This window comes from Streptomyces sp. NPDC005533 (genome assembly GCF_042871845.1).
Taxonomy (GTDB): Bacteria; Actinomycetota; Actinomycetes; order Streptomycetales; family Streptomycetaceae; genus Streptomyces.
The window spans coordinates 274,126-296,615 of sequence record NZ_JBIAJH010000001.1; the positions used below are offsets into that span (position 1 = coordinate 274,126).

Annotated in this window: 25 protein-coding genes and 1 pseudogene; 20 read left to right on the plus strand and 6 right to left on the minus strand. The window is 71.2% G+C overall.

From position 1 onward, the window contains the following. The 3 genes from leuD (at window position 1) to ACFYP3_RS01250 (ending at window position 1,784) form a co-directional block, all read left to right on the plus strand. Window positions 1-594 (plus strand): 3-isopropylmalate dehydratase small subunit, encoded by a 594-nt coding sequence (gene leuD, locus ACFYP3_RS01240; protein WP_388824827.1) that lies wholly within the window; start codon window positions 1-3, stop codon window positions 592-594. A 137-nt stretch (window positions 595-731) separates the two neighbouring features. Continuing rightward, complete coding sequence (locus tag ACFYP3_RS01245) at window positions 732-959, plus strand: hypothetical protein (protein ID WP_030009267.1); 228 nt, start codon at window positions 732-734, stop codon at window positions 957-959. 144 nt (window positions 960-1,103) lie between these two features. Continuing rightward, on the plus strand, window positions 1,104-1,784 hold the full coding sequence (locus ACFYP3_RS01250) for an HU family DNA-binding protein (RefSeq protein ID WP_388824830.1): 681 nt from the start codon (window positions 1,104-1,106) through the stop codon (window positions 1,782-1,784). A gap of 317 nt (window positions 1,785-2,101) precedes the next feature. On the opposite strand, the pseudogene cofC reads toward ACFYP3_RS01250, so the two are convergent. Continuing rightward, a pseudogene (gene cofC, locus ACFYP3_RS01255) lies at window positions 2,102-2,743 on the minus strand (2-phospho-L-lactate guanylyltransferase); the annotation flags it as partial. 229 nt (window positions 2,744-2,972) lie between these two features. Here cofC and ACFYP3_RS01260 point away from each other — a divergent pair. The 3 genes from ACFYP3_RS01260 to ACFYP3_RS01270 are packed head-to-tail and all read left to right on the plus strand — an operon-like array spanning window position 2,973 to window position 5,929. Beyond that, entirely contained in the window at window positions 2,973-3,725 is a 753-nt protein-coding gene (locus ACFYP3_RS01260) for a lysophospholipid acyltransferase family protein (protein WP_388824833.1), read from the plus strand. Beyond that, window positions 3,722-4,732, plus strand: coding sequence for an NAD(P)H-dependent glycerol-3-phosphate dehydrogenase (locus ACFYP3_RS01265; RefSeq protein WP_388824836.1), 1,011 nt, complete (start codon window positions 3,722-3,724; stop codon window positions 4,730-4,732). Before ACFYP3_RS01260 ends, ACFYP3_RS01265 begins: the two co-directional genes overlap by 4 nt. A gap of 39 nt (window positions 4,733-4,771) precedes the next feature. Beyond that, on the plus strand, window positions 4,772-5,929 hold the full coding sequence (locus tag ACFYP3_RS01270; RefSeq protein ID WP_388824840.1) for a D-alanine--D-alanine ligase family protein: 1,158 nt from the start codon (window positions 4,772-4,774) through the stop codon (window positions 5,927-5,929). A gap of 93 nt (window positions 5,930-6,022) precedes the next feature. Here the strand turns inward: ACFYP3_RS01270 and ACFYP3_RS01275 are convergent, their stop codons facing one another. Beyond that, window positions 6,023-6,514 (minus strand): DUF3515 domain-containing protein, encoded by a 492-nt coding sequence (locus tag ACFYP3_RS01275; RefSeq protein WP_388824843.1) that lies wholly within the window; start codon window positions 6,512-6,514, stop codon window positions 6,023-6,025. A gap of 23 nt (window positions 6,515-6,537) precedes the next feature. Beyond that, complete coding sequence (locus tag ACFYP3_RS01280) at window positions 6,538-6,771, minus strand: Lrp/AsnC family transcriptional regulator (RefSeq protein ID WP_030028650.1); 234 nt, start codon at window positions 6,769-6,771, stop codon at window positions 6,538-6,540. 245 nt (window positions 6,772-7,016) lie between these two features. On the opposite strand from ACFYP3_RS01280, the gene ACFYP3_RS01285 reads away from it, so the two are divergent. Together ACFYP3_RS01285 and thiD are read left to right on the plus strand one after the other, a co-directional pair. Next, window positions 7,017-8,000 (plus strand): thiamine-phosphate kinase, encoded by a 984-nt coding sequence (locus ACFYP3_RS01285; RefSeq protein ID WP_388824846.1) that lies wholly within the window; start codon window positions 7,017-7,019, stop codon window positions 7,998-8,000. Further along, window positions 7,997-8,797 (plus strand): bifunctional hydroxymethylpyrimidine kinase/phosphomethylpyrimidine kinase, encoded by an 801-nt coding sequence (gene thiD / locus ACFYP3_RS01290; protein WP_388824849.1) that lies wholly within the window; start codon window positions 7,997-7,999, stop codon window positions 8,795-8,797. The genes ACFYP3_RS01285 and thiD overlap by 4 nt, the downstream gene beginning before the upstream one ends. 88 nt (window positions 8,798-8,885) lie before the next feature. Here the strand turns inward: thiD and rpmB are convergent, their stop codons facing one another. After that, window positions 8,886-9,071 (minus strand): 50S ribosomal protein L28, encoded by a 186-nt coding sequence (gene rpmB, locus ACFYP3_RS01295; protein ID WP_007266795.1) that lies wholly within the window; start codon window positions 9,069-9,071, stop codon window positions 8,886-8,888. Between the two features lie 239 nt (window positions 9,072-9,310). Here rpmB and ACFYP3_RS01300 point away from each other — a divergent pair, with 239 nt between their 5' ends. From ACFYP3_RS01300 to mutM, 9 genes are all read left to right on the plus strand, one after another. Continuing rightward, on the plus strand, window positions 9,311-10,993 hold the full coding sequence (locus ACFYP3_RS01300) for a DAK2 domain-containing protein (protein WP_388824852.1): 1,683 nt from the start codon (window positions 9,311-9,313) through the stop codon (window positions 10,991-10,993). 26 nt (window positions 10,994-11,019) lie between these two features. Next, on the plus strand, window positions 11,020-14,136 hold the full coding sequence (locus ACFYP3_RS01305) for a helicase-related protein (RefSeq protein ID WP_388824855.1): 3,117 nt from the start codon (window positions 11,020-11,022) through the stop codon (window positions 14,134-14,136). A 72-nt stretch (window positions 14,137-14,208) separates the two neighbouring features. Then, window positions 14,209-14,787 (plus strand): 16S rRNA (guanine(966)-N(2))-methyltransferase RsmD, encoded by a 579-nt coding sequence (rsmD, locus tag ACFYP3_RS01310; RefSeq protein WP_388824858.1) that lies wholly within the window; start codon window positions 14,209-14,211, stop codon window positions 14,785-14,787. 14 nt (window positions 14,788-14,801) lie between these two features. Next, window positions 14,802-15,281 (plus strand): pantetheine-phosphate adenylyltransferase, encoded by a 480-nt coding sequence (gene coaD / locus ACFYP3_RS01315; RefSeq protein WP_388825231.1) that lies wholly within the window; start codon window positions 14,802-14,804, stop codon window positions 15,279-15,281. 103 nt (window positions 15,282-15,384) lie between these two features. After that, the gene (locus tag ACFYP3_RS01320; protein ID WP_388824860.1) at window positions 15,385-16,416 is read left to right on the plus strand and encodes a DivIVA domain-containing protein; all 1,032 of its coding nucleotides are present in this window, start codon (window positions 15,385-15,387) and stop codon (window positions 16,414-16,416) included. A gap of 140 nt (window positions 16,417-16,556) precedes the next feature. Next, window positions 16,557-17,207: a DUF177 domain-containing protein gene (locus ACFYP3_RS01325; protein ID WP_351597467.1), complete on the plus strand. Its 651-nt coding sequence runs from the start codon at window positions 16,557-16,559 to the stop codon at window positions 17,205-17,207. A 2-nt stretch (window positions 17,208-17,209) separates the two neighbouring features. Beyond that, window positions 17,210-17,383 carry a 50S ribosomal protein L32 gene (rpmF, locus tag ACFYP3_RS01330; protein WP_003965982.1) on the plus strand — a complete coding sequence of 58 codons (174 nt, stop codon included), beginning with the start codon at window positions 17,210-17,212 and terminating at the stop codon, window positions 17,381-17,383. A gap of 19 nt (window positions 17,384-17,402) precedes the next feature. Further along, the gene (rnc, locus tag ACFYP3_RS01335; protein WP_030708490.1) at window positions 17,403-18,248 is read left to right on the plus strand and encodes a ribonuclease III; all 846 of its coding nucleotides are present in this window, start codon (window positions 17,403-17,405) and stop codon (window positions 18,246-18,248) included. 115 nt (window positions 18,249-18,363) lie between these two features. Beyond that, entirely contained in the window at window positions 18,364-19,248 is an 885-nt protein-coding gene (gene mutM, locus ACFYP3_RS01340; RefSeq protein ID WP_388824863.1) for a bifunctional DNA-formamidopyrimidine glycosylase/DNA-(apurinic or apyrimidinic site) lyase, read from the plus strand. On the opposite strand, the gene ACFYP3_RS01345 is transcribed toward mutM, so the two are convergent. Beyond that, window positions 19,221-19,625, minus strand: coding sequence for a winged helix-turn-helix transcriptional regulator (locus tag ACFYP3_RS01345; RefSeq protein WP_388824866.1), 405 nt, complete (start codon window positions 19,623-19,625; stop codon window positions 19,221-19,223). The two genes, mutM and ACFYP3_RS01345, sit on opposite strands and share 28 nt — an antisense overlap. 139 nt (window positions 19,626-19,764) lie before the next feature. Between ACFYP3_RS01345 and ACFYP3_RS01350 the strand changes: the two genes are divergently transcribed. After that, entirely contained in the window at window positions 19,765-20,376 is a 612-nt protein-coding gene (locus tag ACFYP3_RS01350) for a flavodoxin family protein (RefSeq protein ID WP_388824869.1), read from the plus strand. Window positions 20,377-20,381: 5 nt separating this feature from the next. Here the strand turns inward: ACFYP3_RS01350 and ACFYP3_RS01355 are convergent, their stop codons facing one another. Further along, window positions 20,382-21,302, minus strand: coding sequence for a CAP domain-containing protein (locus ACFYP3_RS01355; RefSeq protein ID WP_388824872.1), 921 nt, complete (start codon window positions 21,300-21,302; stop codon window positions 20,382-20,384). A 136-nt stretch (window positions 21,303-21,438) separates the two neighbouring features. Between ACFYP3_RS01355 and ACFYP3_RS01360 the strand changes: the two genes are divergently transcribed. Together ACFYP3_RS01360 and ACFYP3_RS01365 are read left to right on the plus strand one after the other, a co-directional pair. Next, window positions 21,439-21,720 carry an acylphosphatase gene (locus tag ACFYP3_RS01360; protein WP_030708499.1) on the plus strand — a complete coding sequence of 94 codons (282 nt, stop codon included), beginning with the start codon at window positions 21,439-21,441 and terminating at the stop codon, window positions 21,718-21,720. Window positions 21,721-22,068: 348 nt separating this feature from the next. After that, a complete protein-coding gene (locus ACFYP3_RS01365; protein ID WP_030708500.1) occupies window positions 22,069-22,287 on the plus strand; it encodes a hypothetical protein in 219 nt (72 codons plus the stop codon). Window positions 22,288-22,490 lie beyond the last annotated feature (203 nt).

Here is a 22,490-nt window from a genome sequence, read left to right on the forward strand (position 1 = left end):
ATGGAAGCCTTCACCACCCACACCGGCCGGGCCGTCCCGCTGCGCCGCAGCAACGTCGACACCGACCAGATCATCCCGGCCCACTGGCTGAAGAAGATCACCCGCGACGGGTTCGAGGACGGGCTCTTCGAGGCCTGGCGCAAGGACCCGGAGTTCATCACGAACCGGCCGGAGCGAGCCGGCGCGACCGTGCTGGTCGCCGGCCCCGACTTCGGTACCGGTTCCTCGCGCGAGCACGCCGTCTGGGCCCTGCAGAACTTCGGCTTCAAGACGGTCATCTCCTCCCGCTTCGCCGACATCTTCCGTGGGAACTCGCTGAAGAACGGCCTGCTGACGGTCGTGCTCCCGCAGGAGACCGTCGAGCGGCTGTGGGAGCTGACCGAGGCCGACCCCACCGCCGAGATCACGGTCGACCTGGTCGACCGCCAGGTGCGAGCGCAGGGCGTCGTCGCGGAGTTCGAGCTCGACGACAACGCCCGCTGGCGTCTGCTGGAGGGCCTGGACGACATCTCGCTCACCCTTCAGAACGAAGCGGACATCGCCACGTACGAAAGCGTCCGCCCGGCCTTCAAGCCGCGCACGATTCGCGCCTGATTCCTGCCTGATCAGCGCTTATTCACCCTCGGGTGATCACATCGACAACACTGTGCCCCCCGCCTTCCGGCGGGGGGCACAGCCGTTTGTTGAGGCCCCGTGAGGCGACAACTCGCCCCAGATGGCACAATCTGTGCATGGAACGCGACAGTCAACTCGAGCTCTACGAACTCGTCGCGGACCGGTTGAAAGAAGCACACACACGGGTGCGCTCACTGCAAGTCCCGGAGGGCGTAAGGATGGCGCTGTCCCGGAAGCTGTTGGTCGTCACGGCCGCGGCGAAGCACGATCTCGCCGATGCGGCAAGGCGCCTGGACAGGTTGATGAAGGACCTCGACGAGGGTCGATTCCCTGAAGGCGACTGATGCGAAGGAACTCCGTAACGGCCTCCGGCGTTGCGGCACTAGGGTGATTAGCCCGTTTCGTGTTTGATTTGCGGTATATATCCGCCTAACGTGCGAAATAAGCTTGAACACATTCGTTCTGGCGAAGTCTCCGAAGGGGAAGACGTGAACAAGGCGCAGCTCGTAGAAGCGATTGCCGACAAGCTGGGCGGCCGCCAGCAGGCCGCGGATGCTGTCGACGCGGTACTGGACGCGATCGTCCGCGCTACCGTCGCGGGCGACCGGGTCTCGGTCACGGGCTTCGGCTCGTTCGAGAAGGTCGACCGCCCGGCCCGTTACGCCCGCAACCCGCAGACGGGTGAGCGCGTCCGGGTCAAGAAGACCTCCGTGCCCCGATTCCGCGCCGGCCAGGGCTTCAAGGACCTGGTCAGCGGCACCAAGAAGCTGCCCAAGGGCGGCGAGGTGTCGGTGAAGAAGGCGCCCAAGGGCAGCCTCACCGGTGGTGCCTCCGCGACGGTCAAGAAGGCCGCCGCGAAGAAGGCCACCACGGCCAAGAAGGCCGCGGCGAAGACCGCGGTCGCAAAGAAGGTGACGGCCAAGAAGACCACCGCGACCGCCAAGAAGGCGGCGGTGAAGAGCACGGCCACGACGAAGAAGGCCACGGCCGCCGCGAAGAAGTCGACCCCGACCGCGAAGAAGACCACGGCCACGGCGAAGAAGACCACCGCCACCGCGAAGAAGACCGCCCCGGCGGCCAAGAAGGTCACCGCCGCGACGAAGGCGCCCGCCAAGAAGACGGCGACGCGCAAGGCCACCGCGAAGAAGACCACGGCCCGCAAGAAGTAGGGGTACGGGTCACACACGCCGGGCCGGCTTCCCCCCGCTGGGGAAGCCGGCCCGCGGTGCGTTCCGTCGCAGGTCAGACGGGCTGGCGGCCGGACGGTCGCGAAGTCGGGCGATCAGAAGGTCTGCAGCGTCACCAGGGTGATCCGCAGGCCCGCGCCCTCTCCGTCCGTCTCGATCCGCACCCGCTGCCCGGGTCGCAGCAGACGCAGGCCGCCCGCGTCGAAGGCCGGGGCCTCGAAGGGCACCGGGGTGCCGTCGTCCAGCAGCACGCTGCCGCTGCGGGTCTGGGAGTCGTACGTGTACGCGGTCGCCTGCATACCGGCACTGTATCGGGCCGTGTGGCGCCCCACACCGAGGGCGAGCGCCGTCCGCAGATCCGCCGCCGTGTCCACGTCCCGGCGCACGCTGTCAACGTCCGCCAGAGCGATTTCCACCGCCCCCGAGGCCGAATGCCGGGCCCGTGACGGCCCGCCGAAGGAGGGGGTCAATTCCACGTCCGGCGCAGCGGAAAGCAAGGTCGTCCCGATTCCGGCCGCATCCGCCAGAAATGCCCGCGGAAATACCGAGGCGTTTTCGAGCACGCGTAGCAATTCGGGGGGCCGCAGCGCCGGCAGGTCCGCGTTCATCGCAGCCACCGCGGCACCGGGCCGCCCCGACCGCACCGCCCGCGCCCCGTGGGCCAGCGCCGCGTTGAGCCCGGCCGCCGGGACGTCCGCCACGATCCGCGCGCCCAGCCGGGACAGTTCCGCACCGGCCGCCGCGTCGTCCGTGACGACCACCACATCCGCGACCGCCGCGCAGGCCAGGGCCCCTGCGACGGTGTCCTGCGCGAAGGCCAGCGCGAGCCCCGGCCGGGAGGCGCCCACGGCCGCCGCGAGACGGCTCTTCGCCACCGCCAGGGGCTTCAGCGGGACCACCAGACTCCAGACGGCGTTCGTGACGGACCCCTTCCCCGCGATGCGCTCCCGCCCAACCCCGGACCATGGTCAGGTCACGGCCGGGTCATGTGTCGGCCCATTGTCGCCTCCGCCCGGGCGACCCGGCAGCCCGGTGGTGTGAGCGGGGCGTACGGTGTTCTCGACAGAGACCGGCCCCGGGGCGACACTTGTCCCGCCGGCGAGGTGCCCAGACTCCCCAGCCGACGCTGGGAGGTACCCCCGCCCACCGGTCCAGAGGAAAGGTGTCCGAGTGTCCCGCCGCAGAATCGGCTTCTGGTACCGCCTGGCGGCGGTCATCGCAAAACCGCCGCTGGTAGTGCTCTTCAAGCGGGACTGGCGGGGAATGGAGCACATTCCGGCCGAGGGCGGCTTTATCACCGCCGTCAATCACAACTCGTATCTGGACCCGCTCTCCTACGCGCACTTCCAGTACAACACCGGCCGAGTGCCCCGATTGCTCGCGAAGGCCGCCCTCTTCAAGGTCCCCATTGTCGGGTCGATCCTGCGCGGCTCCGGCCAGATCCCCGTCTACCGGGAGAGCACCAACGCCCTGGACGCATTCCGGGCCGCGGTGGACGCGATCGAGCGCGGCGAATGCGTGGCCTTTTACCCGGAAGGCACCCTCACCCGCGACCCCGACATGTGGCCGATGGCCGGCAAGACCGGCGCCGCCCGAGTCGCACTCATCACCAGGGCGCCCGTCATTCCGGTGGCCCAGTGGGGCGCGAACCTCGCGATGCCGCCGTACGCCAAGGAGAACAAGGTCCGCCTCTTCCCGCGCAAGACCCTCCAGGTGCTCGCCGGACCGCCGGTGGAGCTCTCCGCCTTCTACGACCGCGACCCCACCCCGGACGTGCTCAAGGAGGTCACCGAGGTCATCATGGCCGCCATCACCGCGCTGCTGGAGGAGGTGCGCGGAGAGACCGCGCCCGAGCAGCCGTACGACCATCGCAACGCCAGGGCGGAACAGCGGCGCAAGGCCGCAGGGGAGGGCAAGAAGTGACACGTCCCGTGAAGGCGACCGTCTTCGGAACAGGCTCCTGGGGCACGGCCTTCGCCATCGTGCTCGCCGACGCCGGATGCGAGGTGACCCTGTGGGGCCGCCGGCAGGAGGTGGTCGACGCCATCAACACCGGCCGGACCAACCCGGACTACTTCCCCGACGTCGAACTCCCCGCGAACCTGCGGGCCACCACCGACCCCGCCGAGGCCGCGGCCGGCGCCGACTTCACCGTCCTCGCCGTCCCCTCCCAGACCCTGCGCGACAACCTCGCCGTCTGGACGCCCCTGCTGGCCCCCGACACGGTGCTCGTCTCCCTCATGAAGGGCATCGAACTCGGCACCGCCAAGCGGATGAGCGAGGTCATCGAGGAGGTGGCCAAGGTCCCCGCCGAGCGCATCGCCGTCGTCACCGGCCCCAACCTGGCCGCCGAGATCGCCGCCCGCCAGCCCGCCGCCTCCGTCGTCGCCTGCGTGGACGAGAGCGTGGCGCAGCGCCTCCAGGCCGCCTGCCACACCCCGTACTTCCGCCCTTACACGAGCACCGACGTCACCGGCTGCGAGCTCGGCGGCGCCGTCAAGAACGTCATCGGCCTCGCCGTCGGCATCGCGGACGGCATGGGCCTGGGCGACAACACCAAGGGTTCGCTCATCACCCGCGGACTCGCCGAAGCCACCCGGCTGGGCGTCGCGATGGGCGCCGACCCGCTCACCTTCTCCGGCCTCGCCGGCCTCGGCGACCTGGTCGCCACCTGCTCCTCGCCGCTCTCCCGGAACCACACCTTCGGCACCAACCTCGGCCGCGGGATGACCCTGGAGGAGACCATCGCGGTCACCCGGCAGACCGCCGAGGGCGTCAAGTCCTGCCAGTCGGTGGCCGATCTGGCCCGCCGCCACGGCGTCGACATGCCCATCACCGACACGGTCGTGGACATCGTCCACCACGGCAAGCCGACCCTGGTCGCCCTGAAGGAACTGATGGGCCGCAGCGCCAAACCGGAACGTCGCTGACTCCATTCCGGACGCATGAGCGGGTACTCTCGTGGCGATATGAGCAGCGAGAACCTCCCCCAGAGCCCTGAGCAGCAGGGCCGCAAGCCCCGCGTGGCCGTCGTGTTCGGCGGCCGCAGCTCGGAACACGCCATCTCGGTCGTCACGGCGGGCGCCGTGCTGCGCTCCATCGACCGGTCCAAGTACGAGGTGCTGCCCATCGGCATCACCACGGACGGCCGATGGGCGCTGACCGCCGACGAGCCCGAGCGGATGGCCATCGCCGACCGCCGGCTCCCGAGCGTCGAGGAGCTCGCCGACTCCGAGGACGGCGCCGTCGTGCTCTCGGTCGACCCCGCGAGCCGCCAGGTCGTCTACACCGAGCCGGGCGCCGTCCCGAAGGCCCTCGGCGAGGTCGACGTCGTCTTCCCCGTCCTGCACGGCCCGTACGGCGAGGACGGCACCCTCCAGGGCCTCCTGGAGCTGTCCGGCATCCCGTACGTCGGCTCGGGCGTCCTCGCCTCGGCCGTCGGCCAGGACAAGGACTACATGAAGCGGGTGTTCACCTCCTTCGGGCTGCGCGTCGGCCCGTACGTGACCGTCCGCCCGCGCGAGTGGGAAGCCGACCGGGACGCCGCCACGGCGAAGATCCTGGACTTCGCCGCCGAGCACGGCTGGCCCCTGTTCATCAAGCCCGCCCGGGCCGGCTCCTCCATCGGCATCACCAAGGTCGACGACGCGTCCGGCCTGGACGCCGCCGTCAAGGAGGCCCGGCGCCACGACCCGAAGATCATCGTGGAGGCGCTGCTGCGCGGCCGCGAGATCGAGTGCGGGGTGCTGGAGTTCGAGGACGGTCCGCGCGCCAGCGTGCCCGCCGAGATCCCGCCGGTCTCCAGCCACGACTTCTACGACTTCGAGGCGAAGTACATCGACTCCGCCTCCGGGATCGTGCCCGCCCCGCTCACCCCGGAGCAGACCGCCGAGGTGCAGCGGCTCGCGATCGAGGCCTTCGAGGCCGCGTCCTGCGAGGGCCTCGTGCGCGCCGACTTCTTCCTCACCGAGGACGGCACCTTCGTGATCAACGAGATCAACACGATGCCGGGCTTCACGCCGATCTCCATGTACCCGCTGATGTGGCAGAAGACGGGCGTCGCCTACCCGGAGCTGGTGGACCGCCTGATCCAGGCCGCCCTGAGCCGCTCCACCGGGCTGCGCTAGACAGGCACGCGAAGACACGACGACCGCCCGCCGGGATGCCCGGCGGGCGGTCGCCGTGAGGGGGAGCGGCCTGCGGAACGGGGCCGGCGGAGATCAGTACGAGGAGAAGCCCAGGGGCACCGTCTTGGAGATCGCCGCGGACAGCCCGACCAGCATCCCCGCGTCCGTGGCATGCTCCTTGTCGACCAGGACCTCCGTGTACGCCTTCCGCATTCCGGAGACGAAACGGAACCCCCCGTCGGACTGCTTGTCGATCAGCCAGGCGACGTCGTTGACGTGGACGCCCTCCTGCTTCTCGTCCAGCATCTCGGGGGGCTTGGGGACACCGCACCGCAGTACGATCGCCGAGCCGCCCCACGCGGCCGTCAGAGCGGACTCCGGATCGGTCCGGGTCCGCTCCAGACCGGCCACCGTCTCCGGAAGCTCCTCGTGCAGTGCCGCACAGAGCTCCCCGATGGCGGCGGGAGGCGCGGGCGGCGGATCCACCCGGGCCTCGGAACCGCCCGGTGAGCACACCGCGAGGCCCAGCAGGGCCAGCGCGGCGGGCAGGGCCAGGACACGGAGGGGCCGGCGGTGAGTGCTCATCACCGGCCAAGAGTAGACGGGGGCTACAGATGGACCACCGGGCAGGTCAAGGTGCGGGTGATCCCCTCCACCTGCTGGACCTTGGCCACGACCATGCGGCCGAGCTCGTCCACGGTGTCGGCCTGGGCGCGCACGATCACGTCGTACGGGCCGGTCACGTCCTCGGCCTGGATCACCCCCGGGATCTGGCCGATGGACTCGGCGACGAACGACGCCTTGCCCACCTCGGTCTGGATAAGGATGTACGCCTGTACCACGGAACCTCCAGGGCGGCCACGAGGATCATTTCCCCTAACCTTCGGGTGGGCCCCACACGCTCGACAGGGCCGGGGGAAGAAGGGACGCCACGGTACCGCGTCGCCGTGCGCCGCGGGGAGACCCGCGGGCCCGGCGCCACGCACGGCGAGGCGTACGGAGAGCAGAAGTTGACGTATCTGTTGACGGTACCCAGAGCTGTGACGGCTCGCGACCGCAAGCGGACTGGCCAAGAAGGGGCACAGCGATGAAGGGCACTGTGGGCGAGCTGGGGGAGTTCGGGCTGATCAGGGAGCTCACCTCACGGCTCACCACCACCCCGGCGGTCCGGCTCGGGCCGGGCGACGACGCCGCGGTGGTGTCGGCCCCCGACCGGAGGGTCGTGGCGAGCACCGACATCCTCCTCGAAGGCCGGCACTTCCGGCGCGACTGGTCCACGGCCTACGACGTCGGCCGCAAGGCCGCCGCGCAGAACCTCGCCGACATCGCCGCCATGGGCGCGGTGCCGACCGCGCTCCTGCTCGGCCTGGTCGTCCCCGCCGAACTCCCGGTCACCTGGCCCACCGAGCTGATGGACGGCATCCGCGACGAGTGCCAGGTCGCCGGTGCGGCCGTCGTCGGCGGGGACGTGGTCCGCGGCGACGTCATCACCGTCGCCATCACCGCCCTCGGCGACCTGCGCAACCACGAGCCCGTGCTGCGCTCCGGCGCCCAGCCCGGCGACGTCGTCGCCGTCACCGGCTGGCTGGGCTGGTCCGCCGCCGGCTTCGCCGTGCTCTCGCGCGGCTTCCGCTCCCCGCGGGCGTTCGTGGAGGCGCACCGGCGCCCCGAACCGCCGTACCACGCGGGCCCCGCGGCCGCCGGGCTCGGCGCCACCGCCATGACCGACGTCAGCGACGGCCTGATCGCCGACCTCGGGCACATCGCCGAGGCCAGCAAGGTACGGATCGACCTGCACTCGGGGGCCGTCGACATCCCGACCCAGATGCACGACATCGGGCAGGCCGTCGGCGTGGACCCGCTCCAGTGGGTGCTCACCGGGGGAGAGGACCACGCGATCGTGGCGACCTTCCCGCCCGACGTGAAACTCCCCGCCCGCTGGAAGGTCATCGGCGAGGTGCTGAACCGCTCCGCGCTGCCCCAGGTGACCGTGGACGGCGCGCCCTGGACCAACACCGGCGGCTGGGACCACTTCGGGGCCGACCCGGCCGGCCAGGACGGCGCGCCGTGAGCACGGCCCCGCCCCTGTGCCTGACCGTCGCCGGATCCGACTCCGGCGGCGGCGCGGGCATCCAGGCCGACCTCAAGACGATGCTCGCCCTCGGCGTGCACGGCATGAGCGTCGTGACGGCCGTGACGGCACAGAACTCGCTCGGCGTGCGGGGAGCCTGGGAGCTGCCCGCCGAGGCCGTCACGGCCCAGTACCGGGCCGTCGTGGACGACATCGGCGTCCAGGCCGTCAAGACCGGGATGCTGTCCTCGGCCCGGCTGGTGGAGACGGTGGCGGCGCTGCTCGCCGACACCCGCGCCCCGACCGTCGTGGATCCCGTGGGCGTCTCCAAGCACGGGGACGCGCTGCTCGCCGCCTCCGCGCTGGACGCCGTACGCACGCAGCTGCTGCCGCGGGCCACCGTCGCCACGCCCAACCTGGACGAGGTGGCGCAGCTCACGGGCGTGCGGGTGGAGACCGAGGAGGACATGCGGCGGGCCGCCGACGCGATCCTCGGCTTCGGACCGCGGTGGGCGCTGATCAAGGGCGGACACCTCGCGGCGCACGGCGACGAGGCGGTGGACCTGCTCACCGACGGCACCGAGGAGCGGTGGCTGCGCGCCCCCCGCCACGACAACCGGCACACCCACGGCACGGGCTGCACCCTCGCCAGCGCGATCGCGGCGGGCCTGGCGAAGGGCCTGGCCGTCCCGGAGGCGGTCACGGCCGCCAAGGAGTACGTCACGGGCGCCATCGCCGCCGGCTTCGCGCTCGGCGGGGGCATCGGCCCGGTGGATCACGCCTGGCGGTGGCGCTGAGCCCCGCCGGACAAGGCAAAAGGCCGGTTCACCAGAGGTGAACCGGCCTTTTTGGCAACCGGAAAGGGCTGCGCTACGACGGGAGGCGTCAGCGCGAGACCTTGCCGGCCTTGATGCACGAGGTGCAGGCGTTGAGGCGCTTCGGCGTCCCATTGACCACGGCACGGACGCGCTGGATGTTCGGGTTCCAGCGACGCGAGGTGCGGCGGTGCGAGTGGGAGATGTTGTTGCCGAAGCTCGGCCCCTTGGCGCAAACGTCGCAGTTGGCAGCCACAGGTCACTCCAAGACTTCAGATGCAATTACAGTGAAACCGGCGCACCGGAATCAGAGAACTGAAGTGGTTTGCCGGGGAATGGCCCGACTCTCATCGGGCAACCGGAGCAGCATACAACGACTGCGTCGGTCCAAGAAAACTACCACGACCGCCGCCGCCCCCGCCCCGCGGTCCGGACGTCCGCGCAGACCTTGGCTACCCTGCGGTGAACCCTGGCCCGCACGAGGAGGAACGCCCGGTGCCGCACCAGCCGCAGCCGCAGGCCCCTGACGAGCTCGACGCCCAGGCGGTGCGCACCTGGAGCTCGCTGGCCCTGGCCGCACTGGGCCGGGCCCGCGAGGACATCGACGCGATCAACGTCTACCCGGTCGCCGACGCGGACACCGGGACCAACCTCTACCTCACCGCCGAATCAGCCGACCGCGCGCTGGACGACGCCTTCACGAAGGTGACCGAGGGCACAGCGCCCGCCTCCCTGGCCCACGCCGTACGGGCCTGGGCGCACGGCGCGCTCGTCGGGGCCCGGGGGAACTCCGGGACGATCCTGGCCCAGCTGCTGCGCGGAGTGGCCGACGTACTCGGCGACGAGCCGGGGCCGGCCGGGCCCGCGGGGACCGGGGCCGCGGCGGCCGGCTCCGGCGCGCTGCTGGCGCAGGCCCTGACCCGGGCCGCCGAGGAGGCGTACGCCGCCGTCTCGCACCCGGTGGAGGGCACCATGCTCACCGTCGCCGGCGCCGCCGCGCGGGCCGGCGAGGCCGCCGGAGCCGCCGCCGGGACCGCGGCCGACGTGGCCCGCGCCGCCTACGACGGGGCCCGCGCCGCCCTGGCCGAGACCCCCGGGCAGCTCGCCGCACTCGGCCGGGCCGGGGTGGTCGACGCCGGGGGCTGCGGGCTGGTCGCCGTACTCGGGGCGCTGTGGCAGGCGCTGTCCGGGCAGGAACCGGCCTCGGAACCCGTACGCGGCCGGGCGGTGCCCGTGCCGCAGCCCGCGGACCCCTGCGCCCAGGAGGAGGAGGGGCCCGCGTACGAGGTGATCTACCTGCTGGAGGCCTCCGAGGCGGCGGTCGACGAACTGCGCGAACGCCTCGACGGGCTCGGCGACTCCCTGGTCGTGGTCGGCGGCGACGGGCTGTGGAACGTCCACGTGCACGTCGACGACCCCGGCGCGGCCGTGGAGGCCGGAGTCGTCGCCGGAAGGCCGTACCGGATACGGATCACGCACTTCGGGGACGAGCGGCGCCGGGGCCGCGGCGAGCGCGCCCAGCGGGCCGTGGTCGCCGTGGTCCCCGGCGAGGGACTGGCCGGGCTGTGCGGGGAGGCGGGAGCCACCGCCGTGCTCGTGCGCTCCGGCGAGGTCCCCGCCGTCCCCGAACTGCTCGACGCCATCCGTCGCGCCCATGCCCGCGAGGTGGTCCTGCTGCCGGGCGGCGCCGAGCTGCGGGCCGCCGCGGCCGCCGCGGCCGAACAGGCCCGCGCCGAAGGGGTGCGGGTGGCCGTGATCCCCACCCGCTCCGCGGTCCAGGGGCTCGCCGCCCTCGCCGTGCACGACCCGGACGGCAGCTTCGACGAGGACGTGGTCGCCATGACGGCGGCGGCCGGCGCCACCCGGTACGGGGAACTGGCCGTCGCCGAACGGCAGTCCTTCACCTCCGCCGGCATCTGCCAGGCCGGCGACGTGCTCGGCCTCATCGACGGGGACGTCGCCGTGATCGGCTCGGACCTGGCCGAGACCGCCGAGGCGGTCCTGGAACGCATGCTCGGCTCCGGCGGCGAACTCGTCACCCTGGTCCTCGGACCCGAGGTGGCGGACGCGCTCGCCGAGCGCCTGGAGGCGTACGTCCAGCACGGCCACCTGGCCGTGGACACCGTGACCTACCGGGGCGGCCGGTACTCGGCGCCGCTCCTCATCGGGGTGGAATAGCGGGCTTGTCAGCGCCATGGTGTGCAATGGAGGACGTGCCCGCGCTCGACGAAGACCTCAAGAAGACGCTCGGACCCGCCACCGCCAAGGTGCTGGCCGAGCAGCTCGGCCTGCACACGGCCCTGGACCTGCTCCACCACTACCCGCGGCGGTACGCCGAGCGCGGTGAGCTGACCTCGCTGGCCGAGCTCGCCGACCAGATCGACGAGCACGTGACCGTCGTCGCCCAGGTCGCCGACGCCCGCATCCTCACCTTCAACGGAGGCCGCGGCAAGCGCCTGGAGGTGACCATCACCGACGGCAGCGGCCGCCTCCAGCTGGTCTTCTTCGGCGCCGGCGTCCACAAGCCGCACAAGGACCTGCAGCCCGGCAGCCGCGCGATGTTCGCCGGCAAGGTCTCCAAGTTCAACCACAAGCTCCAGCTCGCCCACCCCGCGTACGAGCCGCTCGGCGCGGACGCATCCGACAGGGACGCCGCCACCGCCTTCGCGAGTCAGCTCATCCCGATCTACCCGGCCTGCGCGAAGATGGAGTCCTGGAAGATCGCCAAATGCGTGGACGCGGTGCTGCCCGGCGCCCGCGAGGCCGTGGACCCGCTGCCGCCCGTCCTGCGCGAGGGCCGCGGGCTGGTCCCGCTCACCGAGGCCCTGCTGAAGATCCACCGGCCCGCCACCAAGGCCGACATCGAGGACGCCCGCCGGCGCCTGAAGTGGGACGAGGCCTTCGTCCTCCAGGTCGCCCTCGCCCGCCGCCGCCACGCCGACGCCCAGCTCCCGGCCGTCCCCCGCCGCCCCGCACCCGGCGGCCTCCTCGACTCCTTCGACGCCAAGCTCCCCTTCACCCTCACCGACGGCCAGCGCACCGTCTCGAAGGAGATCTTCGACGACCTGGCCACCAGCCACCCCATGCACCGCCTCCTCCAGGGCGAGGTCGGCTCGGGCAAGGCCCAGCCCCTCGACTCACTGGTGCTGACGCCCACGGGTTTCCGGCCCATGGGAGACATCCGGGTGGGGGACGAGGTGGTGGTGCCGTCCGGCGAGACCGCCCTCGTGGGGGGTGTCTTCCCCCAAGGGGAACGCGACGTCTGGCGGGTGGTGCTCTCGGACGGCAGCGAGGTCGAGTGCGACGACGAACACCTGTGGATCGTCGGGACGAGCAGCGGATGGGACCGCGGCCGGGAGCCCGAGGTACTGACCACACGGGAGATCAGGTCGGATCTCCACCAGGCCGACGGATCGGCCAAGTGGTACCTGCCGGTGGCCGCCCCCGTGGACCTCGGGAACGGTGACCGGCCCCCGCTCGATCCCTACCTGACGGGCGTGCTCATCGGTGACGGCTCCTTCCGGCACGACCTGGGAGCGTCCGCCGCGGACGACGAGATCCAGGCCGCGGTCGATGCGGCGCTCGCCCCGCACGGCGAGAGGGCCCACGTGCCCGGCTCTGCCGGCGATGACAGGTTCGTCCCCGACGTCTGCAAGAACGCACCCGTCAAGGACCGCTGGGCGGTCCTACAAGGGCTCATGGACACGGGTGGGACGCCGGACCCGAACGGAACGAGCACCTCCTTCCGCTCCGCTTCCCTCCGGCTGGCGCAGGACGTGGCCTGGCTCGTGCGCTCCCTCGGCGGACGGGCACGTGTGCTGCCCGAGGAGGCGGCGTTCCACGTCTCCGTCGCGCTGCCCCGGGAGTTCGAGCCCTTCCGGCTGCCGCGCAAGGCGGCACGCGTGCGGCCGGGGCCGGAGCCCGACGCCTTCCGGCGCGGCATCCGGGCTGTGCGGTACGTGGGCCCCAAGCCGGTCCAGTGCATCAGGGTCGAGCATCCGAGCCACGCCTACGTGACCGACCACTTCACCGTGACGCACAACACGATGGTCGCGCTGCGGGCCATGCTCGCCGTCGTCGACAGCGGCGGGCAGGCGGCCATGCTCGCGCCCACCGAGGTGCTCGCGCAGCAGCACCACCGGTCCATCGTCGAGATGATGGGCGAGCTCGCCGAAGGGGGCATGCTCGGCGGCTCCGACCAGGGCACCAAGGTGGTGCTCCTCACCGGGTCGATGGGGATGCCCGCGCGCCGGCAGGCCCTGCTGGACCTGGTCACCGGCGAGGCGGGGGTCGTGATCGGCACGCACGCGCTGATCGAGGACAAGGTGCAGTTCCACGACCTCGGGCTGGTGGTCGTCGACGAACAGCACCGCTTCGGCGTCGAGCAGCGCGACGCCCTCAGGTCCAAGGGGAAGCAGCCCCCGCACCTGCTGGTGATGACCGCGACCCCGATCCCGCGCACGGTCGCCATGACCGTCTTCGGCGACCTGGAGACCTCCGTCCTCGACCAGCTGCCGGCCGGGCGCTCGCCGATCGCCACCCACGTGGTGCCCGCGAAGGACAAGCCGCACTTCCTCGCCCGGGCCTGGGAACGGGTCCGCGAGGAGGTGGAGAAGGGCCACCAGGCGTATGTGGTGTGCCCGCGCATCGGCGACGGCGAGGACGAGCCCAAGAAGAAGAAGGCGGCCGAGGAGGACGGGGACAAGCGGCCCCCGCTGGCCGTGCTGGAGATCGCCGAGCAGCTCGCCCGGGGCCCGCTCGCCGGGCTGTCCGTGGAGGTGCTGCACGGCCGGATGGACCCGGCCGACAAGGACGACGTCATGCGGCGCTTCGCCGCGGGCGAGGTCAAGGTGCTGGTCGCGACCACGGTCATCGAGGTCGGTGTGAACGTCCCGAACTCCACCGTCATGGTGATCATGGACGCGGACCGGTTCGGGGTCTCCCAGCTCCACCAGCTACGCGGCCGCGTCGGCCGCGGCTCCGCGCCCGGACTGTGCCTGCTGGTCAGCGAGATGCACGAGGCCAGCCCCGCACGGGCCCGGCTGGCGGCCGTCGCCGCCACCCTCGACGGCTTCGAGCTCTCCCGCATCGACCTGGAGCAGCGCCGGGAGGGCGACGTGCTGGGACAGGCCCAGTCGGGCGTGCGCTCCTCGCTGCGCATGCTCGCCGTCATCGAGGACGAGGAGGTCATCGCCGAGGCCCGCGAGGAGGCCACCCGCGTCGTCGCCGAAGACCCCGCGCTGGAGCGGCTGCCGGGCCTGCGGACCGCGCTGGACGCGCTGCTCGACACCGAGCGCGAGCAGTACCTGGAGAAGGGCTGAGCCGCACGACCTATCGTTGGAGTGCCGCGGCAGCCCCGCGGCGCCCCCTACCGCCGTACCGAAGGACCCCAGATGACCCGCGTGATCGCCGGCAGCGCCGGCGGGCGACGGCTGGCCGTGCCCCCCGGCACCGGCACCCGCCCGACCTCGGACCGGATGCGCGAAGGCCTCTTCTCCACCTGGGAGTCGCTGCACGGCGTGGAGGGGGCGCGGGTGCTCGACCTGTACGCCGGCTCCGGCGCCGTCGGCCTGGAATCGCTCTCCCGCGGCGCGGCCCACACCCTGCTCGTCGAGTCCGATGCCAAGGCCGCCAAGGCGATCCGGGACAACATCCGGACGCTGGGCCTGCCCGGTGCGGAGTTCCGTGCGGGCAAGGCCGAGCAGATCGTGGCGGCCAAGGCCGCCGGGGACCCGTACGACATCGTCTTCCTGGACCCGCCGTACGTCGTGGACAGCGCCGACCTGCGGGAGATCCTCCTCACACTCCGGTCCAATGGCTGGATCACCGGCGACGCGCTCGTCACCGTGGAGCGCAGCACCCGGAGCGGTGCCTTCCCGTGGCCCGAGGGCTTCGAGCCGCTCCGGTCGCGCAAGTACGGCGAGGGCACCCTGTGGTACGGCCGCGCCGCCTTCACCAGCGAAGACTCATGAACGAGGGAGTTCAGTTGCGCCGCGCCGTCTGTCCGGGGTCCTTCGATCCCATCCACAACGGACACCTCGACATCATCGGACGCGCCTCCAGGCTCTACGACGTCGTGCACGTCGCCGTGATGATCAACAAGTCGAAGCAGAGCCTGTTCACGGTCGAGGAGCGGATCGAGCTGATCCGCGAGGCGACCGCCGACTACGGCAACATCCAGGTCGAGTCCTTCCACGGCCTCCTCGTCGACTTCTGCAAGCAGCGCGACATCCCGGCCATCGTCAAGGGCCTGCGCGCGGTCAGCGACTTCGACTACGAGCTCCAGATGGCCCAGATGAACATGGGCCTGTCGGGCGTCGAGACGCTGTTCGTCCCGACCATCCCCACCTACAGCTTCCTGTCCTCCTCGCTGGTCAAGGAGGTCGCGACCTGGGGCGGCGACGTCGCCCACCTGCTGCCGGCGCACGTGCACGCGGCCCTCCTGGAGCGGCTGCGCGACCGCTGACCACCTGACGATCCGTCAGGCAGTGTCGGGCGCCCGCCCGGTGGCCTTACAGTCGTCCCGTCCGTCTCAGGAACCGCCCGAGGCCGAGAGAGTGCGAGCCCCCATGGACGTGCAGAAGAAGCTCGACGAGATCGTCGCGGCCGTCGGCGGCGCCCGGTCCATGCCCATGTCGGCCTCCTGCGTGATCAACCGCGCCGAGCTGCTCGCCCAGCTCGAAGAGGTGCGCCAGGCGCTCCCCGGCTCGCTCGCGCAGGCTCAGGAGCTCATCGGCGGCCGGGAGCAGATGGTCGAGGAGGCCCGCCGGGAGGCGGAACGGATCATCGACGCCGCCCACAACCAGCGCGGCTCGCTGATCTCCGACACCGAGATCGCGCGGCGCTCCCAGGCCGAGGCGGACCGGATCCTCGACGAGGCCCGCCGCGAGGCCGAGGAGATCCGGGCCGAGGCCGACGACTACGTCGACAGCAAGCTCGCCAACTTCGAGGTCGTGCTGACCAAGACCATCGGTTCGGTGGACCGCGGCCGGGAGAAGCTGCTGGGCCGCGGCCCGGGCCTGGACGAGCACGGCTATCCCGACGCGGAGGCGCCCGAGCGCAGCCACGATCCCGAGACGCAGCGCCAGCAGGCGGACGCGTACGTGGACACCAAGCTGGCGACCTTCGAGGCGGTGCTCTCCAAGACCCTGGAGGCGGTGGGCCGCGGCCGCCAGAAGCTGCTGGGGCGGGTCCCGTCGGACGACCTGGGCGTGCACATGGCCGCCCAGGACGCGGCGGGGGACCAGGCCTCGCGCTCCGCGAGCGACTCGGACTTCCTGGCCGGCCTGGCGGAGCCGGAGCAGCCCCACGTGCAGGCGCCGATCCCGGCCCAGGCCGAGCCCGTGTACGACTCGTACTCCTACCAGCAGCCCGCAGCCCAGCAGCAGGACACGTACTCCTACCAGGACCCGTACGGCGGCTACCAGCAGCAGCCCGACCCCTACGCGGCCTACCAGCAGCAGCCGGACCCCTACGCCGCGTACCAGCAGCAGGCCCAGCAGGCCCCGCAGGCGCAGCAGCCCTCGCTCGACGAGACCAGCCTGTTCGACACGAGCATGATCAACCTGGACCAGCTGCGCCAGTACGAACAGGGGCGCTAGGGCCGGATTGGGCACTGGGCGCCGCGCCGGGTATCCTGGCTCTTCGGTCGCGCGTATGCACCGCGATCCGTGCTGCCCTTACGTGTGGCATACATGCAAGATTCTTTGATCTTCAGCGATCTGTGAAAGCAGGAACGGCCCTGAACACCCGCCTCGACCACCGCAACCCCCTCGTGTTCGACACGCACGAGCTGGGTCGGCGTCCTGGTGCCATGCAGCGGCTGTCCCGTGAGATCGCGGCACCGGCGGACCTCGGTCTCGCCGGCGTCATCTGGGTGCCGGAAGGCAGCCCGCTGAAGCTCAAGCTCCGCCTGGAGTCGGTCATGGAAGGGGTGCTTGTCACAGGCACCGCCCGTGCATCGGCCGTGGGGGAGTGCGTAAGGTGTCTGGAGTCCGTCGAGCGCGAGCTCAAGGCGGACTTCCAGGAGATGTTCTCGTACCCTGACGCCGACGACCGGAGCCGCTCCAAGGCGGAACCGGCCGACGACGCCGAGGACGACGAGGACACGCTCTTCCTCGAGGACGGTTTGTTCGACCTCGAACCCGTGCTGCGCGACGTGGTGGTGCTCGCACTGCCGCTGCAGCCGGTGTGCCGGGAGGACTGTCTCGGACTGTGCCCCGATTGCGGGCTCAGCCTGAACGACGACCCGGACCACCACCATGACGCCGTCGACATCCGTTGGGCGGCATTGCAAGGACTCGTCGTGACCGATCAGGACGACGAGAAGGACAACATGAGCGGCACTGCCTCTGACGGAGTTCAGGGCGCCGCCGAGAAGCAGGAGAAGTAGCCGTGGCTGTTCCGAAGCGGAAGATGTCGCGCAGCAACACGCGCCACCGCCGGTCGCAGTGGAAGGCTGCGGTCCCCACCCTGGTTTCGTGCGAGCGTTGCCAGGAGCCGAAGCTCCAGCACATTGCGTGCCCGAGCTGCGGCACCTACAACAAGCGCCAGGTCCTCGAGGTCTGAGCGGCTGGTGAGAGGCGCAATGTCTGAGCTGTCCAACGCTGAGAAGCAGGCAGACAGTAACAACGCGGCCTCGTCCCACACGCTTCTGGAAGGGCGGCTCGGGTATCAACTCGAGTCCGCCCTTCTGGTGCGTGCACTGACCCACCGCTCGTACGCGTACGAGAACGGCGGTCTGCCCACCAACGAACGCCTGGAGTTCCTCGGGGACTCCGTGCTGGGCCTGGTGGTCACGGACACGCTGTACACGACCCACCCCGATCTTCCCGAAGGCCAGCTGGCCAAGCTTCGGGCCGCGGTGGTCAACTCGCGCGCACTGGCGGAGGTCGGGCGCGGCCTCGAACTCGGCTCCTTCATCCGGCTCGGCCGGGGCGAAGAGGGCACGGGCGGCCGGGACAAGGCCTCCATCCTCGCCGACACCCTTGAAGCGGTGATCGGCGCGGTCTACCTCGACCAGGGCCTCGACGCGGCCTCGGAGCTGGTTCACCGGCTCTTCGACCCGCTCATCGAGAAGTCCTCGAACCTCGGGGCCGGCCTGGACTGGAAGACCAGTCTCCAGGAGCTCACGGCGGCCGAAGGTCTTGGCGTACCGGAATACCTGGTCACCGAGACCGGTCCGGACCACGAGAAGACCTTCACTGCTGCCGCCCGCGTCGGTGGTGTCTCGTACGGCACCGGCACCGGCCGCAGCAAGAAGGAAGCGGAACAGCAAGCCGCGGAGTCCGCCTGGCGCGGTATCCGCACCGCGGCGGACGAGCGGATCGCGGCGGCTGCCGTGGCCGCCGCCGCTCCGGCCGAGGTCCCGGCTCCGGCCGTGGCCGAGGACGGCGGGGTGCCGACGCCCGCCGATCCGGCGCCGGACGCCTGACCCTTCCTTCCGGAAGCACCCGCCCGCCCCTGCCTCGCAGGGGCGGGCGATTCCGTTTCCAGGGGGCCGGTACGCTCGCCGGGAGCGTCCAGATCCGCGTCCCCGGAGGTGCACCGTGCCCGAGCTGCCCGAAGTCGAAGTCGTGCGACGGGGGCTCGAGCGCTGGGTGGCCGGGCGGACGATCGAGGCCGTCGAGGTCCTGCACCCGCGGGCCGTACGCCGCCACCCGGGCGGCGGGGCCGACTTCGCGGAGCGGCTGCGCGGGGAGACCGTCGGAGTGCCGCAGCGGCGCGGGAAGTACCTGTGGCTGCCGCTGGAGGGGCGGGACCTGTCCGTGCTCGGGCACCTCGGGATGAGCGGGCAACTGCTGGTGCAGCCGCAGGACGCCCCCGACGAGAAGCACCTGCGGATCCGCGTGCGGTTCACCGATTCCCCCAGCGGCTCCGCCGCGGATGCCGCCGGCACGGAGCTGCGCTTCGTGGACCAGCGGACCTTCGGCGGGCTCTCGCTGCACGACAACACGGCCGACGGGCTGCCGGACGTCATCGCGCACATCGCCCGGGACCCGCTGGACCCGCTCTTCGACGAGGGGGCGTACCACCTCGCGCTGCGCGCCAAGCGGACCACCGTCAAGCGGGCGTTGCTGGACCAGTCCCTGATCAGCGGGGTCGGCAACATCTACGCCGACGAGGCGCTGTGGCGCGCCAGGCTGCACTACGAGCGCCCCACCGCCAACCTCACGCGCCCCCGGAGCGCCGAACTCCTCGGCCACGTCCGGGACGTCATGAACGCCGCCCTGGCGGTCGGCGGCACCAGCTTCGACAGCCTGTACGTCAACGTCAACGGCGAGTCGGGCTACTTCGACCGTTCGCTCGACGCCTACGGGCGCGAGGACGAGCCGTGCCGGCGCTGCGGCACCCCGATGCGGCGCCGGCCGTGGATGAACAGGTCGAGCTACTTCTGCCCGCGCTGTCAGAAGCCGCCGCGCGTGGTGTCGTAGGCCTCGCGGGCGGAGAGCACCGCGGGCATGTTGCCCTCCAGGCAGTGGATGAGCGAGAGCAGCCGCTCCGCGACCTCCATGCCGAGCGGGGTCAGCTCGTAGTCGACGCGCGGCGGGTTCGTCGGCTGGGCCTCGCGGTTGACTATGCCGTCGCGCTCCAGTGCGTGCAGGGTCTGGGAGAGCATCTTCTCGCTGACGCCCTCCACCCGGCGGCGCAGTTCGTTGAAGCGGCACGGGCCTTCGCGCAGGGCGCCCACGGTGAGGCTGCCCCAGCGGCCGGTGACGTGTTCGAGGGTCTCGCGGGACGGGCAGGCACGCGCGAAGACGTCGAACGGTTGCTCGGTCTCCGCGGCTTCGATTCGGACAGGGGTCTCCATAGGAAGAGCGTACTCCTCTACAGCGCTAACCAATGGGTTGCGCTTTCCAAAAGTTAGTGCTTCTCTTGGTGTCGTCACAGTCCTGCTCCCACCGGACCGCGCTCAGCGCGGCCGCGGGAGTTTCCTGAGGGAGAGCACCTTGTCCGGTATCGCGCACACCCCCGTCGTCTCGATCGCCTACCACTCGGGCTATGGCCACACCGCCGTGATCGCCGAGGCGGTGCGCACCGGCGCCGCCGACGCGGGCGCGACCGTCCACCTGATCAAGGTCGACGAGATCGACGACGCGCAGTGGGAGCTGCTCGACGCGTCCGACGCGATCGTCTTCGGCTCGCCGACCTACATGGGCACCGCATCCGGCGCCTTCCACGTGTTCGCGGAGGCCACCTCGAAGCGTTGGTTCGGCGACGCCTGGCAGGACAAGGTCGCCGCCGGCTTCACGAACTCCGCGTCCAAGAGCGGCGACAAGCTGCACACCCTGCAGTTCTTCCAGATCCTCGCCGCCCAGCACGGCATGAGCTGGGTCAACCTGGGCCTGAAGCCGGGCTGGAACAGCAGCACCGCCTCGGAGAACGACCTCAACCGCCTCGGCGTCTTCGCCGGCGCCGCCGCCCAGAGCAACTCCGACGAGGGCGCGGACGCCGTCCACAAGGCCGACATCGCGACCGCCGAGCACCTGGGCCGCCGCGTCGCCGAGCAGACCCGCATCGTGGTCGCGGGCCGCGCGGCCCTGGCCGCCGTAGGCGTCTGAGCCTGCTAGAAGCCGAAGTCCTGGGTCCACCAGGGGCCGCCGGCGGCGAAGTGGGCGCCGACGCCCAGGGTGCGGAACTCGCAGTTCAGGATGTTCGCCTTGTGGTCCGGGCTGTTCATCCAGGCCTTCATCACGGCCTCGGCGTCCCCCTGGCCGCGGGCGATGTTCTCGCCGCCGAGTCCGGAGAGGCCGGCCTTGGCGGCGCGGTCCCACGGGCTGTTGCCGTCGGGGTCGTCGTGGCTGAAGAAGCCCCGGGTGGCCATGTCCTCGCTGAAGGCTCCGGCCAGCGTCGCGAGCGGCGGATTGGCCCGCACCGGACCGCACCCGGCCATCGCGCGCTCCTGGTTCACCAGGGCGACCACGGCGGCCTCCTCGGCGGAGTGACCGTCCAGGTCCGGCGGGGTCGCGGGGACGGCCGGCTTCGAGGGCTGCGGGGCCGGCTTCGAAGGCGCCGGTACCGGCTTCTTCTGCGGAGCCTTGGTAGCGGGAGCGGGCTTGGCCGAAGGCGGGGCGCTGGGCGCGGCGGGCGCGGCGGCGCTCGGCGAGGCTGCCGGGGAGGCCGAGACGGAGGGGGAGGCCGAGGGGGACGGCGAGGCCGACGGCGAAGGCGAGGTCGACGGGCTCTTGGACGGGGCGGCGGAGGCGGTGCCCGTACCGGCGCGGCCGGACAGGCTGGCGAGGCCGCCCTGCTGCTCGGCCGCGGAGCCCGGAGGAGACGAAGCCTTGGCCTTGGCTTCCGGGGTGGCGTCGGCACCCGTACCGCTGACGCCCACATAGGGGAAGGAGGCGCCGACCGGCACCACGCCGGTGGTGACGGCCGCCGTGCCGAGGGCCACGGCCACCGAGACGGCCAGCAGGCTGGTGCGCAGGACGGTGCCGCGGTTGCCGCCGCTGCGCGGCGCGGCGTTGAGTCGGTGGCGTCCCATCGCTGTCGTGCCTTCCTTGCCGGATCAAGATCGTCCCTTACTCACCCAAATGGGTGAGTTCATTGCTGCGCGACTGTACGGCATGGGGCCAGGGGGCGATGTGTCCGGAAAGTGATCGCCCGGTTAGCGTTCACGCATGAACGAAGATGTCCGTCTGACCGCCTGGGTGCGCGGCCGTGTGCAGGGAGTGGGCTTCCGCTGGTTCACCAGGGAGAACGCCTTGGAGATCGGCGGAGTCGTCGGCTTCGCGCTCAACCTCGACGACGGGCGAGTACAGGTGGTCGCCGAAGGTCAACGTGAGAATTGCCACCGGCTGCTCGACTGGCTGCGCTCCGCCGACACGCCCGGCCGGGTGGACGGAGTGACAGAGATCTGGGGCACACCGCGCGGTGGCTACGACGGATTCGGAATGCGGTGACCGATCGGCTGATCATGCACTGATCACACCTCTGATCGTCCGCACACGGTCGGAACTGCGCATTCGTCGCCGACGCGTTGCCGATGGGGTCGAACCGTGGAAGGCTCGGAGATGAGGATGATCTCCACGTGCCCTGCCGGGGCCGGGACGCCCACCGATACGGGGTGTGATCGTGTTGACCGTCAAACTTTTTGGTGAGACGCTGGAAGCCCCGCGCACCTGAGCTGTTTGGCAGTGTTGGCAGTAGTAAGCGCAGTGACTGTCAGTCGCTGCCGGACATCCGCGGGTGCGATTCCCTCACGACCCACACCGCTTCGGTCGGTCACTCAGTGTGGAGGACCATCCATCATGGCAAAGGCGCTTCTCGGTTACGTCGGCGGTTCCGATCCGCGACTCCTCGCCGAGATGCGACGGCTTCAGCAGCGCGTCCAGGACCTTGAGTCCGAGCTCGTACGGATTCAGTCCGAAAATGACGCGCTGAACGCGGCCGCCGCTCAGCACGACGGAGACTCGCTGCTGGACCGCATCGACATCGACGTACCCCAGGCGGAGCCTGCGCTCACCTGATCCGCGCTCACTCGTCGCTCGACTCCAGCCCCGTCAGATCTGCAAGGGACGCTTCGGCGTCCCTTCTTTCTTTGACCGCTTCCTCGGCCCTCCACCCCTGCCGCCGTGCCCGTCCGCGCCGCGGACCAGGGGGCCAGGTGGGGGGCGTGATGCCTTTAGCGTCAGTGGTGCCCTGCACCTTCATGGGTGAAACCGAACGTGAA

Bases quoted from the DNA above. Each gene is read 5' to 3' on its own strand.
- ACFYP3_RS01320 (WP_388824860.1), top strand. From the start codon at position 15,385: ATGGACGTGCAGAAGAAGCTCGACGAGATCGTCGCGGCCGTCGGCGGC.
- rnc (WP_030708490.1), top strand. From the start codon at position 17,403: ATGTCTGAGCTGTCCAACGCTGAGAAGCAGGCAGACAGTAACAACGCG.
- rsmD (WP_388824858.1), top strand. From the start codon at position 14,209: ATGACCCGCGTGATCGCCGGCAGCGCCGGCGGGCGACGGCTGGCCGTG.
- ACFYP3_RS01305 (WP_388824855.1), top strand. From the start codon at position 11,020: ATGGAGGACGTGCCCGCGCTCGACGAAGACCTCAAGAAGACGCTCGGA.
- ACFYP3_RS01275 (WP_388824843.1), bottom strand. From the start codon at position 6,514: ATGAGCACTCACCGCCGGCCCCTCCGTGTCCTGGCCCTGCCCGCCGCG.
- leuD (WP_388824827.1), top strand. From the start codon at position 1: ATGGAAGCCTTCACCACCCACACCGGCCGGGCCGTCCCGCTGCGCCGC.
- ACFYP3_RS01270 (WP_388824840.1), top strand. From the start codon at position 4,772: ATGAGCAGCGAGAACCTCCCCCAGAGCCCTGAGCAGCAGGGCCGCAAG.
- ACFYP3_RS01360 (WP_030708499.1), top strand. From the start codon at position 21,439: ATGAACGAAGATGTCCGTCTGACCGCCTGGGTGCGCGGCCGTGTGCAG.
- ACFYP3_RS01355 (WP_388824872.1), bottom strand. From the start codon at position 21,302: ATGGGACGCCACCGACTCAACGCCGCGCCGCGCAGCGGCGGCAACCGC.
- ACFYP3_RS01245 (WP_030009267.1), top strand. From the start codon at position 732: ATGGAACGCGACAGTCAACTCGAGCTCTACGAACTCGTCGCGGACCGG.
- ACFYP3_RS01365 (WP_030708500.1), top strand. From the start codon at position 22,069: ATGGCAAAGGCGCTTCTCGGTTACGTCGGCGGTTCCGATCCGCGACTC.
- ACFYP3_RS01285 (WP_388824846.1), top strand. From the start codon at position 7,017: ATGAAGGGCACTGTGGGCGAGCTGGGGGAGTTCGGGCTGATCAGGGAG.
- ACFYP3_RS01345 (WP_388824866.1), bottom strand. From the start codon at position 19,625: ATGGAGACCCCTGTCCGAATCGAAGCCGCGGAGACCGAGCAACCGTTC.